We start from the raw sequence: 26,088 nt of genomic DNA on the forward strand, positions 1-26,088 counted from the left end.
CCCGTCTCAACAGCACCATGAGGCCCTGATGTCCAAAGATATGCGCGCGAAGATCAACGACGCCTTGAAAGAGGCAATGAAAGCCAAGGACAGCGCCCGGCTGGGCACGCTCCGGCTGATCAACGCCGCAATCAAGGATCAGGACATCGCTCTGCGCGCCGATGGCAAGACCGTGGGCGATCCCGAGATTCTGGCGATACTGGGCAAGATGGTGAAACAACGTCAGGAAAGCGCGCGCGCCTACGAAGAGGGTGGGCGGCTTGAGTTGGCCGAGCGGGAGCAGGATGAGATCAAGGTGATCTCTGATTTTCTGCCCGCGCAGCTCTCAGAGGCTGAAACTGAGGCCGCCATTGATGCGGCCATTGCCGACACAGGCGCGACCTCAATTCGTGACATGGGCAAGGTTATGGGCGAGTTGAAAGGCAAGTACACTGGCCAGCTGGATTTCGGATCCGTCGGACCGATCGTCAAGGACAAGCTGGCGTCCTAACCGCGCAGCCCCGGTGCCAGATTGCGCAACTGCGCTTCGACTTCATCCTTCAGCTCCGCGCGTTCCTCTGGTGACAGGAACGCCCCAAGCTCCACCTCTCGCGTGCCGCCACTGAGCGTCAGGTAGTTCTTCACCGGCGCTTCGTGTGAGGTGATGCCGACCCAGTAGGGGTTGGCCTCCCATTCCTGACGCCGCTTGTGCTTCGGCCCCATTTTGCTGACGCGGACGAGGGTCATATGATCGGGCCAGATCGAGAGCTCTTCGACCAGATGGCCATCGCGGTAGCTGCGCATCAGAAAGTACCAGAGCCCACCCACCGTCAGCACCAGAAAGGGCAGCAGCCCCCACAGCACCGTCGTGCCGATCAGCGGCAGCAGCGGAATCGCGATCAACACCGAGGTGATCGCCAGAAAGGTCACAAAGCCATGGCGCGACAAGGACCGATGGGGCCACAGAAGAACGCGCCAAATCGGTTGCGAGCCATCATGACGAGAAAGGGCCTCGGGATAATCCGAGGCCCCGTCTGAGGTTGTTATGTGCTGGACAGGCATTGCCTAGTGCGCGTGGCTCTTGTCCCAGTCTTCCTGCTTTGGAAGCTGCTCGAACGTGTGTTCGGGCGGTGGGGACGGCAGGGTCCATTCCAGCGTGTCAGCGTACTCGTTCCATGGGTTCGCCTGCGTCACACGCGCCCCACGGGTCAGGGTGTAGACCATGACGCCGATGAAGAAGAGGAACGACGCGAAGCTCAGGAACGCGCCCCAGCTTGAGACGTAGTTCCAGTAAGCAAAGGCCTCCGGGTAGTCGATATAGCGACGTGGCATGCCCTGACGACCCAGGAAGTGCTGTGGGAAGAAGGTGACGTTTGCACCGATGAACATCGTCCAGAAGTGCAGCTTACCGGCCCATTCAGGATACATCCGACCCGACATCTTCGGCAGGTAGAAGTAAATCCCCGCAAAGATACAGAAGACCGCACCAAGGCTCATCACGTAGTGGAAGTGGGCCACAACATAGTAAGTGTCATGGTAGGCCCGGTCGATACCAGCCTGCGACAGAACGATGCCCGTCACGCCACCTACGGTGAAGAGGAACAGGAACCCGAACGCCCAGAGCATCGGTGTCTTCATCTCGACGGAACCGCCCCACATGGTCGCGATCCATGAGAAGATCTTGATGCCTGTCGGCACCGCGATCACCATTGTCGCCATCATGAAGTAGGACTGCTGTGTCAGCGACATGCCCACCGTATACATGTGGTGCGCCCAGACTACGAAGCCCAGAGCCCCGATGGCCACCATCGCATAAACCATCGGCAGGTAGCCAAAGATCGGCTTGCGCGAGAAGGTTGCGATGATGTGGCTGATGATGCCGAAGCCCGGCACGATGATGATGTAGACCTCCGGGTGACCGAAGAACCACAGCAAGTGCTGATAGAGGATCGGGTCACCGCCGCCTGCCGGATCAAAGAACGTCGTGCCGAAGTTCCGGTCTGTCAGAAGCATGGTGATCGCACCGGCCAGAACAGGCAGCGCCAGAAGGATCAGCCAGGACGTGACGAAGATCGACCAGGCAAAGAGCGGCACCTTGTGCAGCGTCATGCCGGGGGTTCGCATGTTCAGGAAGGTCGTGATCATGTTGATCGCGCCCAGAATGGAAGATGCACCGGACATGTGGACCGCGAAAATCGCGAAATCCATGGACATACCGGCTTCCGTGGTCGACAGCGGTGCATACAACACCCAGCCCACGCCAGAGCCGAGCTGGTCGTTGCCACCCGGTGTCAAAAGCGACGCGACAGCCAGCGAACAGCCCGCAACATACATCCAGTAGCTGAGGTTGTTCATCCGCGGGAACGCCATATCCGGCGCGCCGATTTGCAGGGGCATGAAATAGTTGCCGAACCCGCCAAACAGCGCCGGGATTACCACAAAGAACATCATCAGGATGCCGTGACCCGTGATCAAAACGTTCCAGAGGTGACCGTTTGGCGTACAGTTTGCGGTCTCTGTGGCGAACATACGCGCGCCTTCAAGACACATGTACTGAACGCCCGGCTCCATCAATTCCATCCGCATGTAGACGGTGAAGGCAACAGAAATGAAGCCCATCACGCCTGCGGTGAAGAGGTACAAAATACCGATATCTTTATGGTTCGTAGACATGAACCAGCGGACAAAGAAGCTCCGCTCGTCGTGGTCATGTCCCTGAATGGCTGCGTCGGCCATGGGTTTCTCCCGTTCCACTCGAATGACGCCGGGCAGACTCAGGACCCCCGACAATTGATCACGGTTTAGTGGGGTTGAGCCGAAGGGGCAATGTTGCAACCTGCCGCAGAGACAGAAAAATTGTCGCGCTTTGGGAGGGATTGACACGTCATCTTGGGCCCTCGGGCGGCATTTACCTTGATTTAGGCCCTTGGTGTCAGACTTGGGCGATCTTCTGCGGACCCGCCGCGTCTGGACACCGTTACGCCATGTCGAGTTATTCGTTCTTCTCCTACGCGCCCACCGCGCTGACCTATGACAGTGGTCAGGACACCTATCAGCTGCGGCAGGACTACGATTTTCGCGAGCACCGCAACCGGCTCGAGATCGAGGATGATGACATCTATTTCGACGGTGACTTTGATGCCGACGAGGTGGGCGAAGACCAAAATCAGACCGCACAGGTGTTCAACGGGGCGGGTGATCTGGTGGCCTCTGGCAAGGTCTATGTCGAACATTACGGCGTGCTGCAGGCCCCTGACGGCAGTTGGCTCTACCTCGACCGGATCGAGATCGGCGGCGTGCGCGTGGGCTATCTGCCGACCACGCCGCTTGATCCGGATGTCAATTACAAGCTGGTGCGGCTTGGTAATGTGGATGATGGCCAGACCGACGGGGATGGCGACGATCAGGATTACAATTCCCAGGATTCCCGGCTTGCCTACTCTCAGTATGAAAGCGTGCCCTGCTTTGGCCCCGGCACCTTGGTCCGCACGTTGGGCGGCTGGCGTTCGGTCGAGGCACTGCGCATCGGGGATCGGGTCATGACGCTGGACAGCGGCCCCCGTGCCTTGCGGTGGGTGCACCATGTCACCCAGACCTTCAATCCCGGTCAGGACCATGGCCGCCCAGTCGTGATTCAGCCCGCTGCGTTCGGCGCAGGGGCACCCCGCCGCAACCTGATCCTGTCACCCCACCACCGGGTGCTGGTAGGTCCCGGCGCGGCGTTTCCCCATGCCTTCGCTCAGCAAAGGCTTGTCCCGGCCAAGGCGTTGCTGGATCAGTCCAAGGTACGGTTGATGCGCGGCGTCACATCGCTCACATGGACTCATCTTCTGTGCGACGGCCATGAGATCATCAACGCCGAGGGCTGCTGGACCGAAACAATGTTTCTAGGTGATATGATGCGGGCAACCCTGTCGCCCGCCGCCCGCACGTCGCTGGACGCCGCACTGGGGGCCAGCAAGGCCCCCGCGCCGGCGCGGCCTTTTCTGTCGGTGCGGGACACGCGCGCCTCGCTGTCTCAGGCGAAGGCGGCGTGACCGGGCTGTGGGTTATTCTTCAACGGTGATGGTGATCACATCAGAGGTCACAGGCTCGATATGGGGCACATGGTTCAGATCCCCCATCACAAGCTGCAATGTATGCTCGCCAGGCGGCAGCTCGAGCATGGTTTCTGTCTGACCACCGCCGAAATGGACATGATTGTCATCGGCGGGCAGGCCGTACTCGGTCTCACCCTCTTCGCCTTCACCTAACGGAGGACGGTTGATCAGAAGGTGATGATGCCCGGTGTTCTCCTTTTCCGTGCCCGCGGGGGCAACGCCCATGCCGGACAGCCCGAAGATGACCTTGAACGGCGACGTGACCGTGGCGCCATCCTCAAGATTGACGAAATAGACCTCCGCATCAGCCGGCGCGGGGGTATCGCCCGCGATGGCAGAGATCGGCGCAAAACAGGCAAATGTCGCGGCAAACAGAAGTGATCGCATGAGATATCTTCCTTTTTCTGATCCAACCGGGGGTCTGAACCTCAGCCGCCCCACCGTAATCATAGCCGAGCGTCCGGGCAGGGAAAGGCAGGTTTCGCGGATCTTGCGCCCGAAACCGCCTGCAGCCACCGGCTCGGATGAAGCGGAATAAAGCGAAGGCGCCCGAAATTGAACACAGTTTTCGTTCAATAGCGCCGAAAGACACCTTTTGTGGATCAGGGGCCATGAACGTAACTGAATCATCGTCCGCTGGCCCAAATCGAGGCTGGACTGTCCGTTTGGCACCCGTTGTCTTTACACTCACCATTTTCTTGAGCGCGTCGCTCCTGTTCTTCGTGCAGCCGCTTTTTGCAAAGATCGTCCTGCCTCATATCGGCGGAGCGGCGGGCGTCTGGACGACAGCGATGCTTTTCTTCCAGACTGTTCTCATCGCGGGCTATGTCTACGCACACCTGTCGTCCCGCTATTTGCGTGTCATGGGTCAGATCGCGCTGCACCTGCTGCTTTGGGCCGCCGCACTGATTTTCCTGCCGCTGTCGATTCCCGAGGGCTGGCGCTATGATGGGAATGCCTCCACCTCGATGCAAACGCTGGGCTTGTTCGCCGTAGGCGTCGGTTTGCCCTTTGCCGTACTGTCCGCGAGCGCGCCGCTGATCCAGTCCTGGTATGCCAAAAGCGGCGGACCGAACGCCGATGACCCGTATTTTCTCTATGGTGCCAGCAATCTGGGCTCGCTGATCGCGCTCCTGTCTTTTCCCCTTGTGGCGGAGCCGCTTCTGGGTGTGACGATAATCAGCGGCAGCTGGGCCATCGGTTTCGTCGTTCTGGGCGCGTGCCTGCTGGCAAGCGGCTGGTTCGCGCGGGGCCGGTCCACACCACTACCAACAGCAAAAAGCCAGACTGACCAAAGCGCGCGACCGACAGCGAAGCAATTAACCACGAAACGGATCGCTGGCTGGCTACTGATGGCGTTCATCCCGTCATCTCTGATGCTGGGGGTCACCACGCAGATCAGCACCGATATTGGATCTGTTCCCTTAGTGTGGGCCATTCCCCTCTCGCTGTACCTGCTGACATTCGTTATCGCATTTTCGCACCGGACTTGGATCAACCGGAGCATTTTGAGTGCGCTCTTTGCCGCTGCTCTGCCGGTTCTGGCTTTCACTCTGATGGGCCATGGAAGCACATCCATCACGATCCCGCGGATCGGCTTGATGCTTTTGTGCTTCTTCATCGTTGCGATCAAATCACACCGGGACCTCTATGACGCGCGGCCAGACAGGCGCTATTTGACGATCTTCTACGTGATCATGTCGGTCGGCGGTGCGCTGGGCGGGTTGTTCAACTCCATCATCGCCCCGAACCTCTTCGCGGACATTCAGGAAACCAAGATCACGGTCGTTCTGGCGGCTTTGCTGCTGCTTCGCACGGGGCAACGTGTCGATATGCGTCAGACCGCCATTGGACTGCTCGCGGGCGTGGCGATATCCGCCGCGTTCGTGGCGCCCTATCTGGTGGCAGATGGCGGGATCGCGCAGAAAGGGCTGACGGTTCTGTTGCCGATTGTCCTTCTTGGTGCGCTCTGGATGCTGCGGGAGGCGGGCGTCGCAGCCTTTGTCGCACTCACCACCTTGCTTCTCTCCAGCGCGCTAAACCAGCGGGACAATATGGTGTTACAAGATCGCAGCTTCTTTGGCGTCCACCAAGTGTTTGAGGAAGACGGCCTGCGCAAATACTATAACGGGACGACACTCCACGGGGCCCAAAGCCTTGCGGACGCAAGCAAACCGCCACGGCCCTTGTCCTACTACCATCCCAACGGACCCATGGCGCAGATCCTGACATCTGGTGTCGGGCGGCAGGCAACGGATATTGGTGTGGTCGGGCTTGGTGTCGGCTCACTGGCCTGTTATCGCCAGCCCGGTCAGAAGTGGCAGTTCTACGAGATTGACCGGATGGTCGATCAGATCGCGCGCAACACTGAGTTGTTCAATTTCCTCAGTGCCTGTACCCCCGATGCGCCGACTCATCTGGGGGACGCCCGGATCGTCTTGCAGCACCAGAATGACGTCAAATACGATATATTGGTCATCGATGCCTACAGTTCCGATGCCGTGCCCATTCATCTGACGACGCTGGAGGCGCTGGACATCTATAAGGACAGGTTGAAGCCCAGTGGCATTCTCGTGTTCCACATCTCGAACAGATATTTCAACATTGAGGTCCCCCTTGCCCGCAGTGCGCCTCGGCTGGGGCTGGACGCCCGGATGCAAGGCTATCGGCCCAGTGCCGCGGTCTGGGAAGACGGCGACACCCCGTCGCGCGTGGTGATTATGTCTGAGGACAGCGCAAAGCTGGACACCCTCAAGGGCGCGGCAGATGGCAGGTCCAAATGGGTCCCACTGACAGATGACGGCGGACGGGTCTGGACGGATGAGTACGCCAACATCTTCGAAATTCTGCGCTAACCCCCGAAGGTTTGGGCAAAACTTCTCTTGAGCGCGACGTCCACGTCGTCCAGCGTGACCGGCAGGCCCAGATCAACCAGCGACGTGACGCCTTGATCCGAGATGCCACACGGCACGATCCCGTCGAAATGGCTCAGGTCCGGTTCCACGTTGATCGATAGCCCGTGGAAGCTGACCCATTTGCGCAGCCGTACGCCGATAGCCGCGATCTTGTCCTCGCGCGGCGTTCCATCGGGCAGGGGGGGCTTTTCGGGCCGGGCCACCCAGACACCCACGCGCCCCTCCCGGATCATGCCATCTACGTTGAACTCCGCCAGCGCCGCGATCACCCACGCCTCAAGATGCTGCACGTATTTCCGCACATCCTTGCCGCGCGTGTTCAGATCAAGCATCGCATAAGCCACCCGCTGCCCTGGTCCGTGGTAGGTATATTGCCCACCACGCCGTGTCTCGAACACGGGGAACCGGTCGGGCTGGACCAAGTCCTCGGACTTGGCCGACGTGCCCGCCGTATAAAGCGGGGGATGCTCCAGCAGCCAGATCGCCTCATCCGCCCGGCCGTCACGGATGGCGGCCACACGCGCCTCCATCTCGGCCACGGCGGTCTCATACTCGACCGGCGCCGCAGAGGTGATCCACTCTACCATTGATTAACTGTTCCGTGCGTCATGGCGCGCGTTTTGCCACGACGCCGCGGGGCCTGCGAGGGAAAATGCACACCCCATCCGGAAAGCTGGTTTTTTCGCTTCACAAGGCGCGGGAACGTCGCTAGAACGCCGCCACTTGAGCTATGGCATGCGGTCGTGGCGGAATTGGTAGACGCGCAGCGTTGAGGTCGCTGTGAGGTAACACTCGTGGGGGTTCGAGTCCCCCCGACCGCACCAGATTGCTTCCCGCGAAGCAGCACAGGACACCGGCGGGCCATTTGGCAGCCTCGGTCCCCAAAAGGACCTCGCAGAAATGACCATCTATTTCATCCGGCACGGACAGTCAGAATTCAACGCAGTCTTCCAAGGCGGCGGGGACCCGATGATTTTCGACGCGCCCTTGACCCCTCTTGGGTTTGAGCAGGCAGCCGAGGCGAGAAAATCCATGGCTGACCTCAACATAAAGCGCGTCATCACCTCGCCGCTGACACGCGCGATCCAGACATCGAAAACGATCTTCGACGGGATTGCGCCCATCGAGGTCCGGACGGGCCACCATGAACTTCTCAGTCACAGTTGTGATGTCGGGCGCACTCCGGCGGAACTACAGGCGGATTTTCCGGATCTCACCTTTGATCACCTGCCCGCCGAATGGTGGCACGCGCCGAACGGATCGGGGCGTGAGGTGATCCGCGAACCGACGCCGGTCTTTCAGAACCGGATCGCAAACTTCGTGTCCGATCTGACGACACTTGGTGACGAGGCGGTGGCCATTATCGGCCATGGCAACGCATTTCAGGAAATCATCGGGTTCATGCTGCACAATTGTCAGGTGCATCAGTACCGCTAGCGCCGCTCGGACCAGCGGCTCCAATGCAGCCGACCAAACTGGACCGCTCCTGCGATCTCCCGTAAGACCGGGGCGGCAGGTATTTGAAGGGGAACGCGATGACTTTGACGCTCTTTTATCGCCCGGGCACATGTTCACTTGCGCCGCATATCCTCTTGACCCTTGTCGACCTGCCGCACGAGGCGACGCATCCGCCCCGGGGCGATGCGTTCAAGGCGATCAATCCAGCGGGCGCGGTTCCAGCGATGCGGCTGGAGGACGGCTATATCCTCACCCAATGCGGCGCCATTCTGCAATATATCTGCCAGCGCGCAGAGCGGACCGACCTTCTTGGCGGTGATGATCTGCGGGCGCAGGCAGAGGTGGCCCAATGGTGCAGCTTCTTCACGGGCGATTTTCACCCGGCATTCTACCCTGTGTTCGTGCCCCAGCGTTATATGTCGGATCACAGTGAGGCCGTGCTGGACGGAACCAAAGCCGCAGGTCTTCGCCTTGTGCGCGCCGGGCTGGATCAGCTTGAAACCCGGCTGATCGGGCAGGACCATCTGGTGAGCGCCTCCCGGACCATCGCGGACTACTACGCCATCCCAATGCTGCGCTGGGTGGGGTTGGTGGTCGAAACGAAGCTGGCAGAGTGGCCAGCAGTCGAGAGCTTCTATCAAAAGATTTGCACCGAGGCGTCGGTCGTTCAGACGATGGAAATCCACAAGATCACGCCGTAAGCTGTTTTCGGACTGAGCCTAAAACTCATATATTAAATATTCAAATCAGCATCTTATATATGTCTCAGGCTAGAAAGATGTACGTACCTCAAAAATCATTGGACAGACTCACAGGCCCCGGCCTACCGTGAGATTGCGAGACCTGCGAATCGGGATGTCACCTGATCAAGACGGGTTCACCTTGGGAGGAAGACAATGAAAAATCTGAAACTGGCATCCGCCAGTGTGCTCTGTATGGCGGCCGCAAGTGCGGGCAGCGCCACAGCCGAAGACCTGACACTCTGCTGGGCCGCGTGGGACCCGGCCAACGCGCTGGTGGAACTCAGCAAGGAATTCGAGGCCCAGTCCGGCCACACCATGAGTTTTGAATTCATTCCGTGGCCCAACTTTGCGGACCGGATGCTGAACGAACTGAACTCCGGCGGTAAGCTCTGTGACCTTCTGATCGGCGACAGCCAGTGGATCGGCGGGGGGGCCGAGAATGGGCATTACGTCAAGCTGAATGATTTCTTCGACGCCGAAGGCATCAGCATGGGCGATTTCGCGGACGCCACCGTCTACGCCTATTCCACATGGCCCAAGGGCTCCGAGAACTACTACGCTTTGCCCGCAATGGGCGACGCGAATGGCTGGTTCTACCGCAAGGACTGGTTCGCCCGCGAGGATATCCGCACCGCGTTCCAAGAAGCCACAGGCCGCGAATTGGCCGAGCCCAAAACCCAGAAGGAAATGCTGGAAATTGCCCAGTTCTTCCAGGGGCGCGAGATTGACGGTCAGACCGTCTACGGTGCCGCGATCTTTACCGAGCGCGGCTCGGAAGGCATCACCATGGGCGTGACCAGTGCGCTTTATCCATGGGGCTTCAAATACGAAAACACCCCCGGCTCCTACGACATGGAAGGGGCGGTGAATTCACCTGAAGCCGTGGAAGCGCTTGAGTTCTATAAGGAATTCTACGAAACCGCGACGCCCCCTGGCTACACGAACTCTTACATGGGCGAGAGCCTTGATGCGTTCAAGTCCGGCCAGGTCGCCATGGCGATGAACTGGTTTGCGTTCTTCCCCGGCCTCTATGCGGACCCTGACACCGGGGGTGACAAGATCGACTTCTTCGTCAATCCGCCGCAAAATCAGGAAGGCTCCACCTTGGGCGGGCAGGGGATTTCCGTTGTCGCCTATTCCGACAAGCAGGACGCCGCGCTGGAATACATCAAGTGGTTCGCTGACCCAGAAGTGCAGCAGAAATGGTGGGATCTGGGTGGCTATTCGGCGCATAAGGCCGTGCTGGAAAGCCCGACCTTCAAGGACAGCGCACCGTTTGCAGGCGATTTTCTTGACGCCATGGGCGCTGTTCAGGACTTCTGGCAGGAACCTGTCTATGCGGAACTGCTGCTCGCCATGCAAAAGCGGATGCATGACTACGTGGTCGCCGATCAAGGCACCGCGAAGGAAGCACTCGACAAGCTGATCGAGGACTGGACCGAAGTCTTCGAGGACGAAGGCAAGCTCTAAACCAAACCTGCGGGCGGGGAACGACCCCGCCCGATCTCCAAGACCGGAAAAACAGGGCGGCCCCTCGCGGCCCTGTCACGGGACAGCTTTGCCCGGGAAAGTGACCTCCATGTCCGACACGCCGCTCACCAAGGCCGCCGAAGCGACGCCGCCCACCGTGGCCCGCAAAATCCGGGGTTTGTCGGACCGCGCCATCGCGTGGATCTTCGTTGGCCCCACGATTTTCCTGCTGCTGGCGATCAACATTTTCCCGCTGATCTGGACCATCAATCTCAGCTTCACAAACTACCGGGCCAACCGCACGAACCGCGCCGTCGAGTACATCGGAACCCGCAACTACGAACGCATTCTGAACGACAGCGACATCTGGCTGTCCATGCAGGCCACCGCGCATTTTCTGATCTGGACGATCATCTTTCAGGTGCTCATCGGTTTCACGCTGGCGTGGCTGATCAATCGCAAGTTCAAGGGCAACGACCTCTGGACCACGATCATCGTGTTGCCCATGATGCTGAGCCCGGCCGTCGTCGGCAATTTCTGGACCTTTCTCTATCAACCGCAGATCGGGCTCTTCAATTACGTGATCGCGTTCTTTACCGGAGCTGATCCATCGAGCTTCCAGATGCTGGGCTCCGTCGATCTGGCCCCGTGGTCCATTGTTATCGTGGACACGTGGATGTGGACGCCCTTCGTGATGCTCATCTGCCTGGCCGGTCTTCGAAGCATCCCCGATTACATTTACGAGGCCGCCGAGGTCGACCGCGCCTCAAAGCTCCGCCAGTTTTTCACGATCACCATACCCATGGTGTTGCCCTTCCTGATGCTGGCGGTGCTGTTCCGGGGGATCGAGAACTTCAAGATGTTCGATCTGGTGGTGCAGCTGACGGGCGGGGGGCCGGGCTCCACCACCGAGGTCGCCTCCATCAACCTCAAACGCGAGGCGTTCGAGAAATGGCGCACGGGCTACGCTTCCGCCTTCGCGATCATCCTGTTTGTGACCGTGTTCGGGCTGGCCTCAATCTACGTCAAGGCGCTGAACAAGGTGAAGGAGAGATGAGCATGTCCCGTCCCACACCGCCGCAGGGATCTGTCCAATGAGCAGCTTTTCCGTCACCGAGCCGTCGAACGGCCAGAAATGGTTCGCAGGCATTCTTGTCGTGCTCTATGCGCTGATCACCATCATGCCGCTGGCGTGGATCATGATGACCGGCTTCAAGACACCGCCCGATTCCATCAGCTACCCGCCCAAGGTCATCTTCGAGCCGTCGCTGGAAGGCTACGTGAACCTGTTCACCACCCGCACCCGCGTGGGCCAAGAGGCCTTGGATGCTCTGCCGCCGCCCGAGACATGGTACGAGGAAATCGTGCGCGAGCGCGACATGGTCATCGCAGGCCCCTCCAAATTCGGCGAGCGGTTCCTGAACTCCGTCATCATCGGTTTTGGCTCCACCTTCCTCAGTATCGTGCTGGGCACATTGGCGGCCTATGCCTTCAGCCGCTTCAAGATCCCGTTGGCCGACGATCTGCTGTTTTTCATTCTCAGCACGCGAATGATGCCGCCCATTGCCGTCGCGATCCCCATCTTCCTGATGTACCGAAATCTGGGCCTCAGCGACACGCATCTGGGGATGATCCTGCTTTATACAGCGGTCAATATCTCGCTGGCGGTCTGGCTTTTGAAAGGCTTCATCGACGAGATCCCGCGCGAATACGAAGAGGCTGCGCTGATCGACGGCTACACACGGTTTCAGGCCTTCTACAAGGTGGTGCTGCCGCAAGCTGCCACGGGCATCGCCTCGACCGCGATTTTCTGTCTCATCTTTTCGTGGAACGAATACGCCTTCGCGGTCCTTCTGACTTCCGGCACGGCCCAGACCGCGCCGCCATTCATCCCCACCATCATCGGGGTCGGCGGGCTCGATTGGCCAGCGGTCGCGGCGGGCGCCACGATCTTCCTTCTGCCGGTCATGGTTTTCACCATCCTGCTGCGCAAACACCTGCTGCGCGGGATCACATTCGGGGCGGTGCGCAAATGATCGAGGTATGTGCAGGGCCGGACAACATGTCCGACGGAAGTCCGATAAAAGTCCGACACAAGTCCGAACGCGTATTTTGCGGCGAAAGGAGCCTGAGATGAGCCAGTTTTTCACCGGTCTGATGCGCCTCAAACGCGGTCCCTGGGAGATGCTGGCGACCATCCTCATCGGTCTCGGCGTCTTCATGTTGATGCAGCCGTTTTTCCTGTGGGCCTACACCTACTCATTCATCACAACACTGATCGGCACGGTGATGTTCATCATCGTCAGCCACTTCAAGGACTAGCCCTTTGGCCCAGATCATCATCAAGAATGTCCGCAAGGAATTTGGCGATTTCACCGCCGTCAAGGAAAGCTCATTTACCATTGAAGACGGCGAGTTCTTCATGCTGCTCGGCCCCTCGGGCTGCGGCAAGACAACTACGTTGAGGATGATTGCCGGGCTGGAATTGCCCACCTCCGGTGAGATCTATCTGGACGGTGAAGAGATCAGTCAGAAGCCACCCTCTCAGCGCGATATTGCTTTTGTTTTCCAGATGTTCGCGCTCTATCCTCATATGAATGTCCGAAAGAACCTCAGCTACCCACTGGTGTCCCAAGGCATGGACCGCGCCGCTGTAAAGGCCAAGGTGGCAGAGGTCGCGCAGATCCTTGGGATTGAAGATATTCTGAACAAACCCGTGGGTGGTCTGTCCGGCGGCGACCGGCAGCGGGTGGCGCTCGGGCGGGCCATCGTGCGGGATCCCAAGGCGTTCATGATGGACGAGCCGCTGGGCGCACTGGATGCCGAATTCAGGGAACGCATGGCAGAAGAACTGCGCGCGCTCCACGACCGAATGAACGCAACGACGGTCTATGTCACCCACGATCAGCTCGAGGCCATGCAGATGGGGGACAAGATCGTCGTCATGAACAACGCCGTGGTCGAACAATTCGGCACTCCGCAAGAGGTCTACGATAAGCCCGCCACCCTGTTTGTCGCTGATTTCATAGGCTCCCCCTCGATGAATTTCCTGCGCTTCGACGGCGTCGTTGAAGAGGGTGCGACAGATATCAAGATGGGTGAGCAAGTCGTTGGTATGCCAAGACAAATGGAAGGCGCCCGCGGATCGCTGGTGTACGGGATCCGGCCGGAACATATCAAACTGACAGACACCGGCGCCTACCGCGGATCGGTGCTGGCGACCGAATATCTGGGAACGACGCAGATCGTGACGCTGGACACGGCCAATGGCGAGGTGAAGGCCCGGATCGACAGTGCGCAACCCGCGAAGGTCGGAGAAGCGGTAGGGCTGTCCTTTGATGCGGCGACAGTCACCATGTTCGACGAAACGACCGGACAAGCGCTCAAATCCGAACTCAATCAGGAGGTGTTGGCCCGTGGCTGAGGTGGTCCTGAACGACGTCACAAAATCCTTCGGCGAGACGGTCGCCGTTGAAGGCATTTCAATGACCATTCCCGACGGCGCGTTCGTCGTTCTGCTGGGTCCCACAGGCGCCGGAAAGACCACGACGCTGCGGCTGATCTCGGGATTGGAGCAACTGGATCGCGGCGAGATTTTTGTAGGCGGCCGCAACGTTGCGGGCGAAAGCCCCGCACAGCGGGACGTTGCGATGGTCTTCCAACAATACTCCCTCTACCCGCACCTGTCCGTGCGGGATAATCTGGCATTTCCGTTGAAATCCCCGATCCTGAAAACTCCGGCGGACGAGATCACCCGCAAGGTCAGGGAAGTCGCGGAAGTCCTTCAAATCAGTCACAAACTTGACAACAAAGCCACGGCGCTGTCCGGCGGGGAAATGCAGCGGGTGTCCATCGGGCGCGCCCTTGTGCGCGACCCCGCGATCTACCTGATGGACGAGCCGCTCAGTTCTCTCGATGCCAAACTGCGCACCGATCTCAGGGTCGAGTTGAAGCGCATCCAGGCCGATCTTGGGGCCACGCTGCTCTATGTGACACACGACCAGATCGAGGCGATGACCATGGCCACCCATGTCGGAGTTCTGGACGAAGGCAAACTGGTCCAATTTGGCACCCCGCGCGAGATCTACGAGACACCCAACAGTCTTTATGTCGCCACGCGCCTTGGCCTGCCACGCATCAACATTGTCCCCGCTTCAATCTTCGGAAACGCGCCTGCGGGCGTTACGCAAATGGGGCTGCGGCCTGAGCATATTGCCCAAGGTGAGGGGCAAGAGGCGCAAGTTAAGCGGGTCGAACATCTGGGGGACCAGACCCGACTGCACCTCGATCTGCAGGGGCACGCAATCACAACCTTGGCCATCCCGGGGCAGCAGTACGCGCAGGGCTCCACGGTCAAGATCTCACCGAAAAACCCGCTGTGTTTCGACGCACATGGCGCAAGAATTCTTCAGGGGGCCTGATCATGAGCCAGTTTATCAACGCCAAAGACACTTTGGTCACGGACGCAATCGAAGGCATTCTGGAGACGTCAAACGGCACCTTGGCGCGTCTTGACGGCTACCCGCACATCAAGGTCGTCACCCGCAGGAATTGGGACAAATCGAAGGTGGCCCTTATTTCAGGCGGCGGATCGGGCCATGAACCGGCCCATGCAGGCTTCGTGGGCGAAGGGATGCTGACCGCCGCGGTCTGTGGCGAGGTCTTCGCGTCCCCGTCGGTTGATGCCGTCCTCGCTGGCATCCTCGCGGTGACAGGTCCCGCTGGATGTTTGCTGATCGTCAAGAACTACACCGGGGATCGGTTGAATTTCGGACTTGCCGCAGAACGGGCGAGGGCATTCGGATTAAAGGTCTCGATGGTGGTTGTGGATGACGACATTGCCTTGCCGCATCTGCCACAGGCCAGAGGCGTTGCAGGTACGCTGTTTGTTCATAAAATCGCAGGCGCTATGGCCGAGGACGGCGCGGATCTTGACGCGATCACACAGGCCGCGCAAAAGGTCATATCGGCGACCGCCTCCATCGGGAAATCGCTCGACACCTGCACGGTGCCGGGGTCTGCGAAGGAAGACAGAATCCCGCAGGGCAAGGCAGAACTTGGGTTGGGCATTCACGGCGAAGCGGGGGTGGAGCAGGTTGATTTCCAAGATGCCAAGGTTGCAATGGACATGGTGCTCGGAAAGCTGGAAAACGCCTTATCTAAAGGGCCTTGCGTCGCGCTGCTGAACAACTTGGGCGGAACGACACCTCTTGAAATGGCGGTGTTGTCCCACGAGTTGGCGCGCTCACCGAAAGCTAAGTCCATCACGTCAATCATCGGCCCGGCGCCTATGATGACCTCCCTCGACATGCATGGTTTTTCGGTTTCGATCCTGCCCATGGACAAGGTGCAGGAGGCGGCACTGGCCCGGCCCGTTCCAATGAATGCCTGGCCCGGTCTTGCCAAACTCGCCGCGGCAGAGGTCGCGCCGCTTCCCGATGGGCTCAGCCCGATCCAGCCGATCCCGTCCGACAACGCCGCGACGCGTGCCTTGATTGAGACCTGCTGCGATCTGCTCATTGCATCCGAGACTGACCTGAACGCTCTTGATGCGAAGTCTGGCGATGGCGACACGGGCAGCACGTTGGCCACCGCCGCCCGCGCCCTGAAGGACGCTTTGGACCGGATGCCCTTGGCTGACCTGACGCAGCTGTTCCGGGCGATCGGCAATGAGTTGAGCCAAACGATGGGCGGCTCTTCCGGCGTCATTTTGGGGATTTTCTTTGGCGCCACGGGGGATGCCTGTGCCAATGGAAAGCCTGTGACCGACGCGTTGAAAGCAGGCCTTGAGCGTATCAGTGAAGTGGGCGGCGCGGCGCGGGGCCACCGCACGATGATCGATGCTCTTGCCCCGGCTTTGGACGCGCTGGACGACGGCCTGACGCAGGCAGCTCAGGCTGCGCGAACTGGCGCTGATGCGACGGCGCAGATGGGGCAGGCCAAGGCAGGACGGGCCTCCTACGTGCCCGAGGAAAACCTGATCGGCCACACCGATCCGGGCGCTGAGGCCGTTGCCCGCTTGTTCGAGGGGCTTGCCGCTGCAGAATGAAGCCTGACCGCGATCCCCTGTCGAATCCGACGGTCAATGACATTGCCCGTGTGGCTGAGGTCAGCCTCGCGACTGTGGACAGGGTCTTGAACGAGCGACCCGGTGTGCGGAAAGTCACCGTCGACAAGGTCAACAAGGCCATCGCTCAGATCGGTTATGTGCGCGACACCGCCGCTGCCAATCTTGCGCGTGGGCGGGTCTATACGTTCCTGTTTATCCTTCCCGCGACGGCCAATGAATTCGTGGCGCTGATCGAGCAGCATATAGATGATCTGAGCGCAGGTCTGAAGCGTGAACGCACGCTGCTGTCTTTCACCAAGGTCTCTGCCTTCGATCCGATGGAATTGGCCCGTGCCATTGACGCGGTGGACCCATCCAAGGTCGACGGGGTTGCTGTGTTCGGCCCCGAGACTCCATCGGTGCGGGATTCCATTTCCCGTCTAAAGCAGCACGGCGTTTCCGTTGTCTCTCTGGTCGCTGACATTCCCAGTTCCGAGCGGGACCACTACATCGGGATAGACAACATTGCGGCGGGTCGAACAGCGGCGCAGTTGATGGGACGCTTTCTGGCCGGCCAAAGCGGCCAGATCCTCGTTCTCACCGGTTCCATGCTGGCGCGGGATCATCTGGAGCGCCGGCTTGGGTTCGATGAAGTGATGACCCGGGACTTCCCAAACCTGTCCGTCGTCGCATCGCTTGAGGGGCGGGACGATCCGGACCTGATCGAACGCCTGATGCCCGCGGCTATGGCGGGAAATCCGAATGTTCTGGGGATTTACTCTTCTGCCGCGGGGAACGCGGGTCTGATCCAATATTTCGAAAACAGCCCGCCAGTTGTGAAGCCTGTCGTGGTCGCCCATGAGCTGACCGTCCTGTCCCGCGCCGCCCTGATTGATGGCACCTTCGACGCCGTGATTTCGCAGGATGCAGGGCATCTGGTCCGCAGTGCAATTCGCGTAATGCGGGCAAAAATCGACAATCTGCCAATCAACCTTGCGCAAGAGCGCATTCGCATCGACGTTTATCTGAAGGAAAATATGCCACATTAGAGGGCATACATCTTGGGGAGGATCTCATGAAAACCATCAAAGGCCCCGCGCTCTTTCTTGCGCAGTTCGCAGGCGATGAAGCGCCGTTCAATTCCTGGGATGCGATAACCAAATGGGCCGCGGACTGTGGCTACAAGGGAGTCCAGGTCCCATCCTGGGACGGCCGGCTCTTTGATTTGTCGCAGGCCGCAGAGTCAAAGGACTATTGCGACACCTTCAAAGGTCAGGCGGCCGAAAACGGGGTCGAGGTGACGGAGTTGTCGACACATCTTCAAGGCCAGCTTGTTGCCGTTCATCCGGCCTACGATGCAGCGTTCGACGGGTTCGCTGATCCATCGGTGCATGGCAATCCAGCGGCGCGGCAGGAATGGGCTGTGGATCAGGTGATGAAGGCAGTCTCAGCCTCGAAAAATATGGGCATCAAGAATCATGTGACCTTCTCCGGTGCTTTGGCTTGGCCTTACATCTACCCGTGGCCGCAGCGGCCTGCGGGGTTGATCGAAACCGCCTTTGATGAACTAGCCAAACGCTGGCGTCCGATCCTCGACCATGCGGACGAAAACGACGTCAATATCTGCTACGAAATTCACCCCGGCGAGGACCTGCATGACGGCGTCACATTCGAGATGTTCCTAGAGCGTCTAAACGGACACGCCCGGTGCAACATGCTCTACGATCCGTCTCACTATGTCCTGCAGTGCCTTGATTACCTTGATAATATCGATATCTACAAGGATCGGATCAAGATGTTTCATGTCAAAGACGCGGAGTTCAATCCGACGGGCCGCCAAGGGGTCTATAGCGGTTATCAGCCTTGGGTGGATCGCGCAGGCCGGTTCCGCAGTCTGGGCGACGGGCAGGTCGATTTCGCGGCTATCTTCTCCAAAATGGCGGCAAATGATTTTGATGGCTGGGCCGTTGTGGAATGGGAATGTTGCCTAAAACATCCCGAAGACGGAGCCCGCGAAGGGGCTCAGTTTGTCAGCGATCATATCATTCGGGTGACAGAGCGGGCGTTTGATGATTTCGCCGATGGCGGGACCGATGAGGCTGCAAACCGCAAGATGCTGGGGATCTCGCAATGACGGATCGGATCAGACTTGGCATGGTTGGCGGTGGCAATGATGCGTTCATTGGCGGCGTTCACCGCATCGCATCACGGATCGACGACCATTTCGAACTGGTGGCGGGCGCCCTGTCCTCGACGCCGGAAAAGTCGCAGGCCTCCGGCGCGGCTTTGGGTCTGGCACCCGACCGGATCTACGACGATTTCAAGCAAATGGCGATCCGGGAGGCCCGCTTGAAAAACGGGATTGAGGTGGTTTCCATAGTCACACCCAATCACGTCCACTACGCCGCCGCACGCGAGTTTCTAAAGCGCGGCATCCATGTCATTTGCGATAAGCCGCTGACCTCGACACTGGCCGACGCTAAGAAACTGGTGAAGGCGGCGGAAGCCTCGGAGGCGCTGTTTGTTCTGACGCACAACTACACGGGATATCCGATGGTCCGGCAGGCCCGCGAGATGATCGCGGCAGGTCAGATCGGCGGGGTTCGGGTTGTGCAGGTCGAATATCCGCAGGATTGGCTGACCGAAGAGCAGGACTTCAAACAAGCCGAATGGCGCACCGATCCTGCACGCTCAGGCGCGGGCGGCTCAACGGGCGACATCGGAACTCATGCCCACAACTTGGCGTGTTTCGTGACAGGGCTGGAACTCGAAGCCCTCGCCGCCGATCTACAGGCCTTCGTGCCGGGCCGCCAAGTGGACGACAATGCCCACGTAATGTTGCGATTCAAAGGCGGCGCGCGGGGCATGTTATGGTCCAGCCAAGTGGCACCCGGAAACGAAAATGCTCTGAAGATACGTGTCTACGGCGAGAAGGGTGGCCTAGAATGGGCGCAGGAAGATCCCAATTACCTCTGGCACACCCCGCTTGGGGAACCAAAGCGTTTGATCACACGAAACGGTGCCGGGGCGGGGGACGCTGCCGGTCGCCTAAGCCGTGTGCCGCCTGGCCATCCCGAGGGATATCTGGAGGGGTTCGCGAATATCTATACGGAAGCAGCGCACGCTATCCGGGCCAAACGCGCTGGCATCACGCTTGATCCGGAGGTTCAGTTCCCATCCATTCACGACGGGTTGAAAGGCGTCGCTTTTGTGGATGCTTGCGTACGATCTTCGGCGCGAAACGCAGCATGGGTCACGTTGGCGGACTAAAGGGTCCTTATGATCGGCCCGTCGTAGCCGGTTCCTAGACCATTCCGGAGGATTTCGCGTCGCCTGCCGAAGTTCTCCGGCACGATGTATCCTTTCGCTGCGCGGAATGCCCCGGTATAGCGACCGAAGTAAATCGCCCGCTCCGCGGCCAAAGGTGCGAGCTTCACTTCCCGCGCGAAGCTGTGGCCGAGCCCTGCAATGCGGAAACCGGGGTTCGCGCGTACGGGTTCAAGATAGCCTTCAACCGACAACTGGCGGAACCCGACTGCACCAGAGGTGAACCGGCCTGTCCGTGTCGTGGCTGCGTTGAAGATCCGTCCATCGTAATCGCCGATCGCGGTGACGTATTGCCCGCTGGGTGGTGCGAAATTCCCATCGTTAAGCCGCATCGGCGTGCCTTCGATTAGAAGCCCTGTTGGACCGCCGCGGGACACTACACCAGCGATCAAGTCCCGGGGTTCATCCGATGCATCTATCCGGCTGGCCACAAGACCTTCGGGTGACCAGACCCCGCCCACCGCAACGCGAGTGCCATGGGTCAATCGGCCTTGGCCGCCCGGCTCGGTGATGATTGGTGCGCCGTTCACGCTAAACCGGCCGTGACCTATTGCCTGAACGCGCCCGACCAATGGGTAGGACACCAGTACGTGACGTGCCACGAGGCGGTCCCGTGACAGACTGGCGGCAATCGTAAGCGGTGCGCCGACCTGAACATCGCTTTCCGAGCCCTCACCAAACGGTGTTTCGAACCGTGTCCCCGACGTGATCTCGACACGCAGGCCGTTGACGATGAGGCTGCCGAAATCGGTCATCAATCCGACGATACCGGTGCCGCCGATGCCGCCCTCGAAAGGATCCTTTTCGTTGCGCGTGACAAGGGCAGGGGCCGCGCATCCCGCAGCGAATGTCGTGCCCATCAGGCTGAGGAAAGTCCGGCGCTTCATCGGTGTCACGGGATCAGCTACCTTCTGTCTCGTCGCTGTCGTCTGTCGTGTCACCTTCGCGGTAGAAGTAGACCCCGAAGCGATAGCGTTGGGTATTGTCGGTCGTCCTGCGGTCCGCGTCCTGCAAATCCTTGCTGTCCCGGTTCAGCTCTTCCAGCACGGACTGGCTGAGGTCCCGGGCTTTCTGCTCGATCTGATCAACAGATGATCCAGTCAGACGGTTGTAGAACACGGCACGCTCCAGAAACGGTGGTGTCTCTGATAGGAGGTTCTCGGACGCCGCAGCAAGGTGATCCCCCACATTCGAGGCAAAAAATACCATCTTGTGATCTTCTGACGCCGGTCCAATAACCGCGTCCTTTGCGATGTTAAGAAGGCCGTCCGCTGTTTCTTCGACCAGACCTTGTCGCAACAATTCATCCAAGACCGTGCGCGGACGGATGTCACGGTTGACGGCCCGTACCAGACTTTCAAAGTCGCGGCCCTCGTCACCGGAACGCGCAAGGGTTCGGGGGCTGCCGTCTTCGTTTTGATATTCAGGTGTCGCAAGCCATCGGCCGAAAACAGTTGCAAAGGTCGCAGTCTTCCGGCGCGCGGTTTCCCACGTTTTGTCTTCGTCGCTCAGGATATCGCGAACGTCCCGACGGTGAACCCCCGTCAGCAGGCTGATGCGGCTATCGGTCGGTGCGGTCTCGTCGATGCGGAACTCGTCGTAGGCGACCTCGACATAGACCTTCTTCAGCAGGCGATAGAATGCAGGCGCAGTGACGCCGCGGCTGATCAGCGTCTTCACAAGAGGACGGATCAGACCGCGCAGGACGCGCAGTAATGGGTCTCGCCCGGGATCTGGATCAGATGCAGCCATACTCCCAAGATACGAGCAGTGTAAAAAAGTTCCACAAATATCTTGACGTTTCTCCCAGGTGCGACACTTCGTAACGCGTGTGAAAAATTTACACGCATGCAATCGCCGAAACTCGGCACGAAAGAGGAGAAGATCATGGAACGTCGTCGTATATTGAAAATTGGTGCAGCCCTTGTCAGCGCAGCTGTTCTCAGCGCCTGTGCAGCCCCATCCCAGAACACAACGCCTGATATTGTTGACACTGCAGTTGCCGCTGGATCCTTCAACACGCTGGTTGCCGCGGTTCAGGCTGCTGATCTGGTCGACACGCTAAAGGGTCCAGGTCCGTTCACCGTCTTCGCCCCAACCGACGACGCTTTTGCCAAATTGCCCGCCGGTACCGTTGAAACTCTGCTGAAGCCAGAGAACAAGGATCAGCTTGTCAGCATCCTGACCTATCACGTCGTGCCCGGCCGTGTCTTAGCAGGTGATCTGGCAGGCAAGCGCGTGCGCGCCAACACTGTAAACGGTCAGACACTGCACATAGACGGTCGCAGCGGCGTTAAGGTCGAAAATGCAAATGTCATCAGCGCCGATGTCATCGCCTCGAATGGCGTCATCCACGTGATCGACACCGTCCTCCTTCCGAAGTGATCGGACGTCTAAGCCTCTGTAAAAAGGAGACAGGGCATGCTCATGTCGCAGTTTGAATTTACCGCGTTTGCGGAAGCTGATCTGGTGGATGGTCATCTCGGAAAGGGGGTGACGTTTGTCCAACCCACCGAGGTGCCGCTTTCCTTTTCGGTCAACGATGATGACCGTGTCTTGAGCGGTGACATCTTTGACCGCGCACGCGACCACACCGGCCAAACGGCAGAAATCGTCCGGGCCGGCGAAGAGACCGGAAACGGCGGCCAGATCTACGCAGAGCGCGGATTTTATGCGTCTGGCAGTGACGGCGTTCGGTATATTTTGGTCGAGATCGAACAGGAAGGCAGTCACGAAAACTACTACACCTATTTCGGTGATGTTCCCGATGCTGGTGTCGAATTGACTGTCGGGCGCGCATTCAACATCCGCACGGGGGCGTCTTACGACCAGTTGGGCGCGGGATCCTCCGCACCTAATATTGTCGACATCGCTGCCGGATCTGACGATTTCAACTTGCTTGTCCGTGCGCTTAGCACTGCTGGGCTGGTCGAAACCGTTCAGGGCTTGGATGACATCACAGTCTTTGCGCCGACGGATGCGGCCTTCACACAGCTTGCCGTGGATCTGGGCTTTGAAGGCGATACGTCTGACGAAGACGCTGTATTCGACGCAATTGTAGCGGGTTTGACTGAACTTGGCGGGGGCGATCCAATTCCGCTTTTGACCGATGTCTTGCTGTACCACGTCTCAGCCGGTGCCAAAACGGCAGAGGCCATCGACGCGGCAGAAACTGTCTCGACCTTACTTGACGGCGCGACTTTCGGCAGTGAGGGCACCGAACTGATCGACAACGAGCCTGACATCGACAACCCGCAGATCGTGATCCCCGATATTCAGGCTGCGAACGGCACGATCCAGGCGATTGATCGGGTTCTTCTGCCGGTCGATATCCCGGGCAACACGCCTGACACACCCCCAGAACCGGACGCACCGACATTGGCGGGCATTGTCGCCGCCAGCGGCGGTGAGTTCGACGCCGATGGCACGGATTTCGATTTGCTTCTCAACGCCGTCGAGGCTGCCGGTCTTGCTGGCGCTCTGGATGATCCGGACGCTGATCTGACGGTGTTTGCGCCGAACGACGCGGCGTTTGTTGGTCTCGCTCAAGCTTTGGGTTTTGAGGGCACCGACGAGGGCGCAGCTTTCGGATATATTGTGGACGCGCTTACTTTGCTGAGCGGTGGAGGGGATCCAATCCCGCTTCTCAAGGATATCCTCCTTTATCACGTGGTCCCGGAAGCGCTGGACTCAGATGCGGTTCTGTCTGCCGAGGGGATCCCGACTTTGCTGGGCGCATCCCTTGGCGTGGACGGTCTTTCGCTGGTCGATGCCGATCCGGATGTGGCCGATCCGTCTTTGATCGCGACCGACATCGCGGCGTCCAATGGCATCGCTCATGTAATTGATGGTGTGCTTTTGCCGGTTGATGTTTTGCAATCTGACGGCTCCAACAGCGTCGATTTCGTCATCGGGACTGATGAGGCGGATCATATCTCCACCCGCAAGGATGCGGATTTCGTTTCGGGTAAGGGCGGGGATGATGATATCTTTCTTGGCCGCGGGAACGACGTCGGCCTTGGCGGCGACGGGAACGATCAGATCAACGGCCAGAAGGGCGACGATCGGATCTCGGGCGATGCAGGTGATGACCGTCTGAACGGTGGTCGTGGCAACGACACGCTCGACGGCGGAGACGGCGCCGACATTCTGCGCGGTGGCCGGGATGCCGATACGCTTACCGGTGGCGCAGATGCGGATATTTTCATCTTCAACAGCAGTAGCGGTGCCGACACCATCACGGACTTCACCAGCGGCGAAGACCTGATCAGCCTACATGCGTTGAGCGTGGAAAGCTTCGAAGCGCTCGGGGAGGGTCTCTCTGACAGCGATGACGGGGCCGTGATCTCGGTCGAAGGCATCGAGATCACATTGTCCGGTGTGACCGCCGGATCGCTGACGGCTGACGACTTCATCTTCGGCTGACCAAGACTGCGCCCGGTTGCATACCCGCCGGGCGCGGACACTCAGATGTTAGATCATCCAAACACCAAACCCCCATCGACAATCAGGTTTTGCCCCGTCACGGCACGCCCCCAGGGACTGGCAAAGAACAGAACGCTGTCTGCCGCCTCCGCCGGTGTTGTCACGCGTCGCAGCGGTGTGTTGTCAGCGATCATATCGAACACCGCCTCGGGCGTCCCCGCGCTGGCGTCTGTGGTCCGCAGCAAGCCGCCCGAGACCATATTGACGGTGATCCCAAGCGGCCCCAACTCTACCGCCGCCGTTCGCGTCAGGGCAAGAAGTGCGGATTTCGCCGCCGTATAATCATGATAGGGCACGACCGGGTTCTGAACGAGGTTGCTGCCGATGGTGATGATCCGCCCGAACCCGGCCTCTTCCATACCAGGCCGAACGGCTTTGATCGTATTCAGCCCCCCGATTGCGGCTGTCTCAAATTGTGATGTCAGATGATCCGGGGTCAGCGTTTTCAGATCATCTCGGCCGTCACCGTTGAAGCTATAATCCGCGAGCGCGTTGTGAACCAAGGTTGTCGGCGCGCCAAGAGTTTCGGTGACTTCCCTGACCATGCTCGCGACGTTGTCGGTAGCGCGAACATCGCACTTGATCGCCAGCGCGTTGGGGCCGAGATCCTTGGCCAACGCCTCGGCCTTCCCTTTATTCTTTAGGTAGTTAATCGCCACCCTCGCGCCTTCACGGGCGAAAGCTGTTGCGATGGCCGCACCGAGGCCTCGTCCGCCGCCGGTTACGAGAACGACCTGATCAGTAAGCGGTTTTGTCATAATGTGCTCCAGAGTTCTGCAAAGTGGTGGGTAGGTCCGTGGCCCGCGCCAACAGTCAGTTGATCCGCGCCCGCGATGCAGGTGCTGACATATGCCTTCGCGCGTTTCGCGGCCGGGATGATCGCCATGCCATGGCCCAATTGGGTGGCAAGCGCGGCGGATAGGGTGCAGCCTGTTCCGTGAGTGTTCTTCGTTTGAACACGGTGCGCATCCAGCCAGAGCGTGCCGTCCTGTGTGGCAAGGCAATCTGGGCTGTCGCCACCATCCAGATGACCACCCTTCAACAACACGGCATTGGAACCGAGTTCCAGCAGAGCAACGGCTTGCTCCGACATTGCCTCTCGCGTTGGGGCAACATTGGTGTCGAGCAAAGCGGCGGCTTCCGGAAGGTTGGGCGTCAGGACAGTGGCATGGCGGATCAGGCGATCTCGTAACGCGGCGACGGCGTCATTGGCCAGCAGAGATGCGCCGCCCTTGGCCACCATGACGGGATCAAGGACGACCCGGTGGCTCTCAAGTTTTTCAAGCGCATCGGCAACAGCGTTGGCAATGTCGGCCGTCGCAATCATCCCGATCTTGATTGCATCCACGCGCACATCAGCCCGGACCGCCAGGATTTGATCGCGCACGAAGGCGGGCGGCACCAGATGCACGCCCGCAACCCCTGTCGTGTTCTGCGCGGTCAGAGCCGTCAATGCTGCCATCGCGAAGCCACCATTGGCCGAAATTGCTTTCAGATCCGCCTGTATGCCTGCACCGCCCGACGGGTCAGAACCAGCGATTGAAAGAATATTGGGTATCATG

Annotated in this window: 25 protein-coding genes and 1 tRNA gene; 18 read left to right on the forward strand and 8 right to left on the reverse strand. The window is 59.4% G+C overall.

The genetic code is table 11. The annotated features are described in order from the left end of the window. Positions 1-28 precede the first annotated feature (28 nt). A complete protein-coding gene (locus KIN_RS15100; protein ID WP_159808549.1) occupies positions 29-490 on the forward strand; it encodes a GatB/YqeY domain-containing protein in 462 nt (153 codons plus the stop codon). On the opposite strand, the gene KIN_RS15105 is transcribed toward KIN_RS15100, so the two are convergent. Together KIN_RS15105 and ctaD are read right to left on the reverse strand one after the other, a co-directional pair. After that, positions 487-1,041 carry a DUF2244 domain-containing protein gene (locus tag KIN_RS15105; RefSeq protein WP_159808551.1) on the reverse strand — a complete coding sequence of 185 codons (555 nt, stop codon included), beginning with the start codon at positions 1,039-1,041 and terminating at the stop codon, positions 487-489. The genes KIN_RS15100 and KIN_RS15105 overlap by 4 nt on opposite strands. 3 nt (positions 1,042-1,044) lie before the next feature. Further along, positions 1,045-2,715, reverse strand: coding sequence for a cytochrome c oxidase subunit I (gene ctaD, locus KIN_RS15110; RefSeq protein ID WP_159808553.1), 1,671 nt, complete (start codon positions 2,713-2,715; stop codon positions 1,045-1,047). A gap of 248 nt (positions 2,716-2,963) precedes the next feature. Between ctaD and KIN_RS15115 the strand changes: the two genes are divergently transcribed. Continuing rightward, positions 2,964-4,016, forward strand: a complete 1,053-nt coding sequence (locus tag KIN_RS15115; RefSeq protein ID WP_159808555.1) for a Hint domain-containing protein — start codon at positions 2,964-2,966, stop codon at positions 4,014-4,016. 12 nt (positions 4,017-4,028) lie between these two features. Here the strand turns inward: KIN_RS15115 and KIN_RS15120 are convergent, their stop codons facing one another. Beyond that, positions 4,029-4,466 (reverse strand): DUF4399 domain-containing protein, encoded by a 438-nt coding sequence (locus tag KIN_RS15120; RefSeq protein WP_159808557.1) that lies wholly within the window; start codon positions 4,464-4,466, stop codon positions 4,029-4,031. 224 nt (positions 4,467-4,690) lie between these two features. Between KIN_RS15120 and KIN_RS15125 the strand changes: the two genes are divergently transcribed. Continuing rightward, a complete protein-coding gene (locus KIN_RS15125; protein ID WP_159808559.1) occupies positions 4,691-6,934 on the forward strand; it encodes a spermidine synthase in 2,244 nt (747 codons plus the stop codon). On the opposite strand, the gene lipB is transcribed toward KIN_RS15125, so the two are convergent. Beyond that, on the reverse strand, positions 6,931-7,581 hold the full coding sequence (gene lipB, locus KIN_RS15130) for a lipoyl(octanoyl) transferase LipB (protein WP_159808561.1): 651 nt from the start codon (positions 7,579-7,581) through the stop codon (positions 6,931-6,933). The two genes, KIN_RS15125 and lipB, sit on opposite strands and share 4 nt — an antisense overlap. Positions 7,582-7,731: 150 nt before the next feature. On the opposite strand from lipB, the gene KIN_RS15135 reads away from it, so the two are divergent. The 13 genes from KIN_RS15135 to KIN_RS15195 all read left to right on the forward strand — a co-directional run bounded on the left by KIN_RS15135 (position 7,732) and on the right by KIN_RS15195 (position 19,984). Beyond that, a tRNA-Leu gene (locus KIN_RS15135) sits at positions 7,732-7,818 on the forward strand. Positions 7,819-7,894: 76 nt separating this feature from the next. Further along, complete coding sequence (locus KIN_RS15140) at positions 7,895-8,431, forward strand: histidine phosphatase family protein (RefSeq protein WP_159808563.1); 537 nt, start codon at positions 7,895-7,897, stop codon at positions 8,429-8,431. Between the two features lie 98 nt (positions 8,432-8,529). Further along, entirely contained in the window at positions 8,530-9,153 is a 624-nt protein-coding gene (locus KIN_RS15145) for a glutathione S-transferase family protein (protein WP_159808565.1), read from the forward strand. Between the two features lie 195 nt (positions 9,154-9,348). Next, positions 9,349-10,665 (forward strand): ABC transporter substrate-binding protein, encoded by a 1,317-nt coding sequence (locus tag KIN_RS15150; RefSeq protein ID WP_159808567.1) that lies wholly within the window; start codon positions 9,349-9,351, stop codon positions 10,663-10,665. Between the two features lie 109 nt (positions 10,666-10,774). Continuing rightward, complete coding sequence (locus tag KIN_RS15155) at positions 10,775-11,722, forward strand: carbohydrate ABC transporter permease (protein WP_159808569.1); 948 nt, start codon at positions 10,775-10,777, stop codon at positions 11,720-11,722. A gap of 37 nt (positions 11,723-11,759) precedes the next feature. Then, the gene (locus KIN_RS15160; protein ID WP_159808571.1) at positions 11,760-12,701 is read left to right on the forward strand and encodes a carbohydrate ABC transporter permease; all 942 of its coding nucleotides are present in this window, start codon (positions 11,760-11,762) and stop codon (positions 12,699-12,701) included. A gap of 97 nt (positions 12,702-12,798) precedes the next feature. Beyond that, complete coding sequence (locus tag KIN_RS15165) at positions 12,799-12,987, forward strand: hypothetical protein (protein WP_159808573.1); 189 nt, start codon at positions 12,799-12,801, stop codon at positions 12,985-12,987. A 4-nt stretch (positions 12,988-12,991) separates the two neighbouring features. Then, positions 12,992-14,089 carry an ABC transporter ATP-binding protein gene (locus KIN_RS15170; RefSeq protein WP_159808575.1) on the forward strand — a complete coding sequence of 366 codons (1,098 nt, stop codon included), beginning with the start codon at positions 12,992-12,994 and terminating at the stop codon, positions 14,087-14,089. Beyond that, a complete protein-coding gene (locus KIN_RS15175; protein ID WP_159808577.1) occupies positions 14,082-15,086 on the forward strand; it encodes an ABC transporter ATP-binding protein in 1,005 nt (334 codons plus the stop codon). Before KIN_RS15170 ends, KIN_RS15175 begins: the two co-directional genes overlap by 8 nt. A 2-nt stretch (positions 15,087-15,088) precedes the next feature. After that, positions 15,089-16,714, forward strand: coding sequence for a dihydroxyacetone kinase subunit DhaK (locus KIN_RS15180; RefSeq protein ID WP_159808579.1), 1,626 nt, complete (start codon positions 15,089-15,091; stop codon positions 16,712-16,714). Further along, the gene (locus KIN_RS15185) at positions 16,711-17,763 is read left to right on the forward strand and encodes a LacI family DNA-binding transcriptional regulator (RefSeq protein ID WP_159808581.1); all 1,053 of its coding nucleotides are present in this window, start codon (positions 16,711-16,713) and stop codon (positions 17,761-17,763) included. Before KIN_RS15180 ends, KIN_RS15185 begins: the two co-directional genes overlap by 4 nt. A 26-nt stretch (positions 17,764-17,789) precedes the next feature. Continuing rightward, the gene (locus KIN_RS15190) at positions 17,790-18,848 is read left to right on the forward strand and encodes a sugar phosphate isomerase/epimerase family protein (protein ID WP_159808583.1); all 1,059 of its coding nucleotides are present in this window, start codon (positions 17,790-17,792) and stop codon (positions 18,846-18,848) included. Further along, entirely contained in the window at positions 18,845-19,984 is a 1,140-nt protein-coding gene (locus KIN_RS15195) for a Gfo/Idh/MocA family protein (RefSeq protein WP_159808585.1), read from the forward strand. Before KIN_RS15190 ends, KIN_RS15195 begins: the two co-directional genes overlap by 4 nt. Here the strand turns inward: KIN_RS15195 and KIN_RS15200 are convergent. Both KIN_RS15200 and KIN_RS15205 read right to left on the reverse strand, forming a co-directional pair. Beyond that, positions 19,981-20,928: a DUF5666 domain-containing protein gene (locus tag KIN_RS15200; RefSeq protein WP_243144950.1), complete on the reverse strand. Its 948-nt coding sequence runs from the start codon at positions 20,926-20,928 to the stop codon at positions 19,981-19,983. The two genes, KIN_RS15195 and KIN_RS15200, sit on opposite strands and share 4 nt — an antisense overlap. A gap of 13 nt (positions 20,929-20,941) precedes the next feature. Beyond that, a complete protein-coding gene (locus KIN_RS15205) occupies positions 20,942-21,793 on the reverse strand; it encodes a DUF6502 family protein (protein WP_159808589.1) in 852 nt (283 codons plus the stop codon). A 135-nt stretch (positions 21,794-21,928) separates the two neighbouring features. On the opposite strand from KIN_RS15205, the gene KIN_RS15210 reads away from it, so the two are divergent. Together KIN_RS15210 and KIN_RS15215 are read left to right on the forward strand one after the other, a co-directional pair. Beyond that, on the forward strand, positions 21,929-22,426 hold the full coding sequence (locus KIN_RS15210; protein ID WP_159808591.1) for a fasciclin domain-containing protein: 498 nt from the start codon (positions 21,929-21,931) through the stop codon (positions 22,424-22,426). Positions 22,427-22,468: 42 nt separating this feature from the next. After that, entirely contained in the window at positions 22,469-24,466 is a 1,998-nt protein-coding gene (locus KIN_RS15215) for a fasciclin domain-containing protein (protein ID WP_159808593.1), read from the forward strand. A gap of 53 nt (positions 24,467-24,519) precedes the next feature. Here the strand turns inward: KIN_RS15215 and KIN_RS15220 are convergent, their stop codons facing one another. Beyond that, positions 24,520-25,284: a 3-oxoacyl-ACP reductase gene (locus KIN_RS15220; RefSeq protein ID WP_159808595.1), complete on the reverse strand. Its 765-nt coding sequence runs from the start codon at positions 25,282-25,284 to the stop codon at positions 24,520-24,522. Then, positions 25,281-26,087, reverse strand: coding sequence for a bifunctional hydroxymethylpyrimidine kinase/phosphomethylpyrimidine kinase (gene thiD, locus KIN_RS15225; protein ID WP_159808597.1), 807 nt, complete (start codon positions 26,085-26,087; stop codon positions 25,281-25,283). The genes KIN_RS15220 and thiD overlap by 4 nt, the downstream gene beginning before the upstream one ends. Position 26,088: the final 1 nt, after the last annotated feature.

The organism is Litoreibacter roseus, from assembly GCF_009811795.1.
Classification (GTDB): Bacteria; Pseudomonadota; Alphaproteobacteria; order Rhodobacterales; family Rhodobacteraceae; genus Litoreibacter; species Litoreibacter roseus.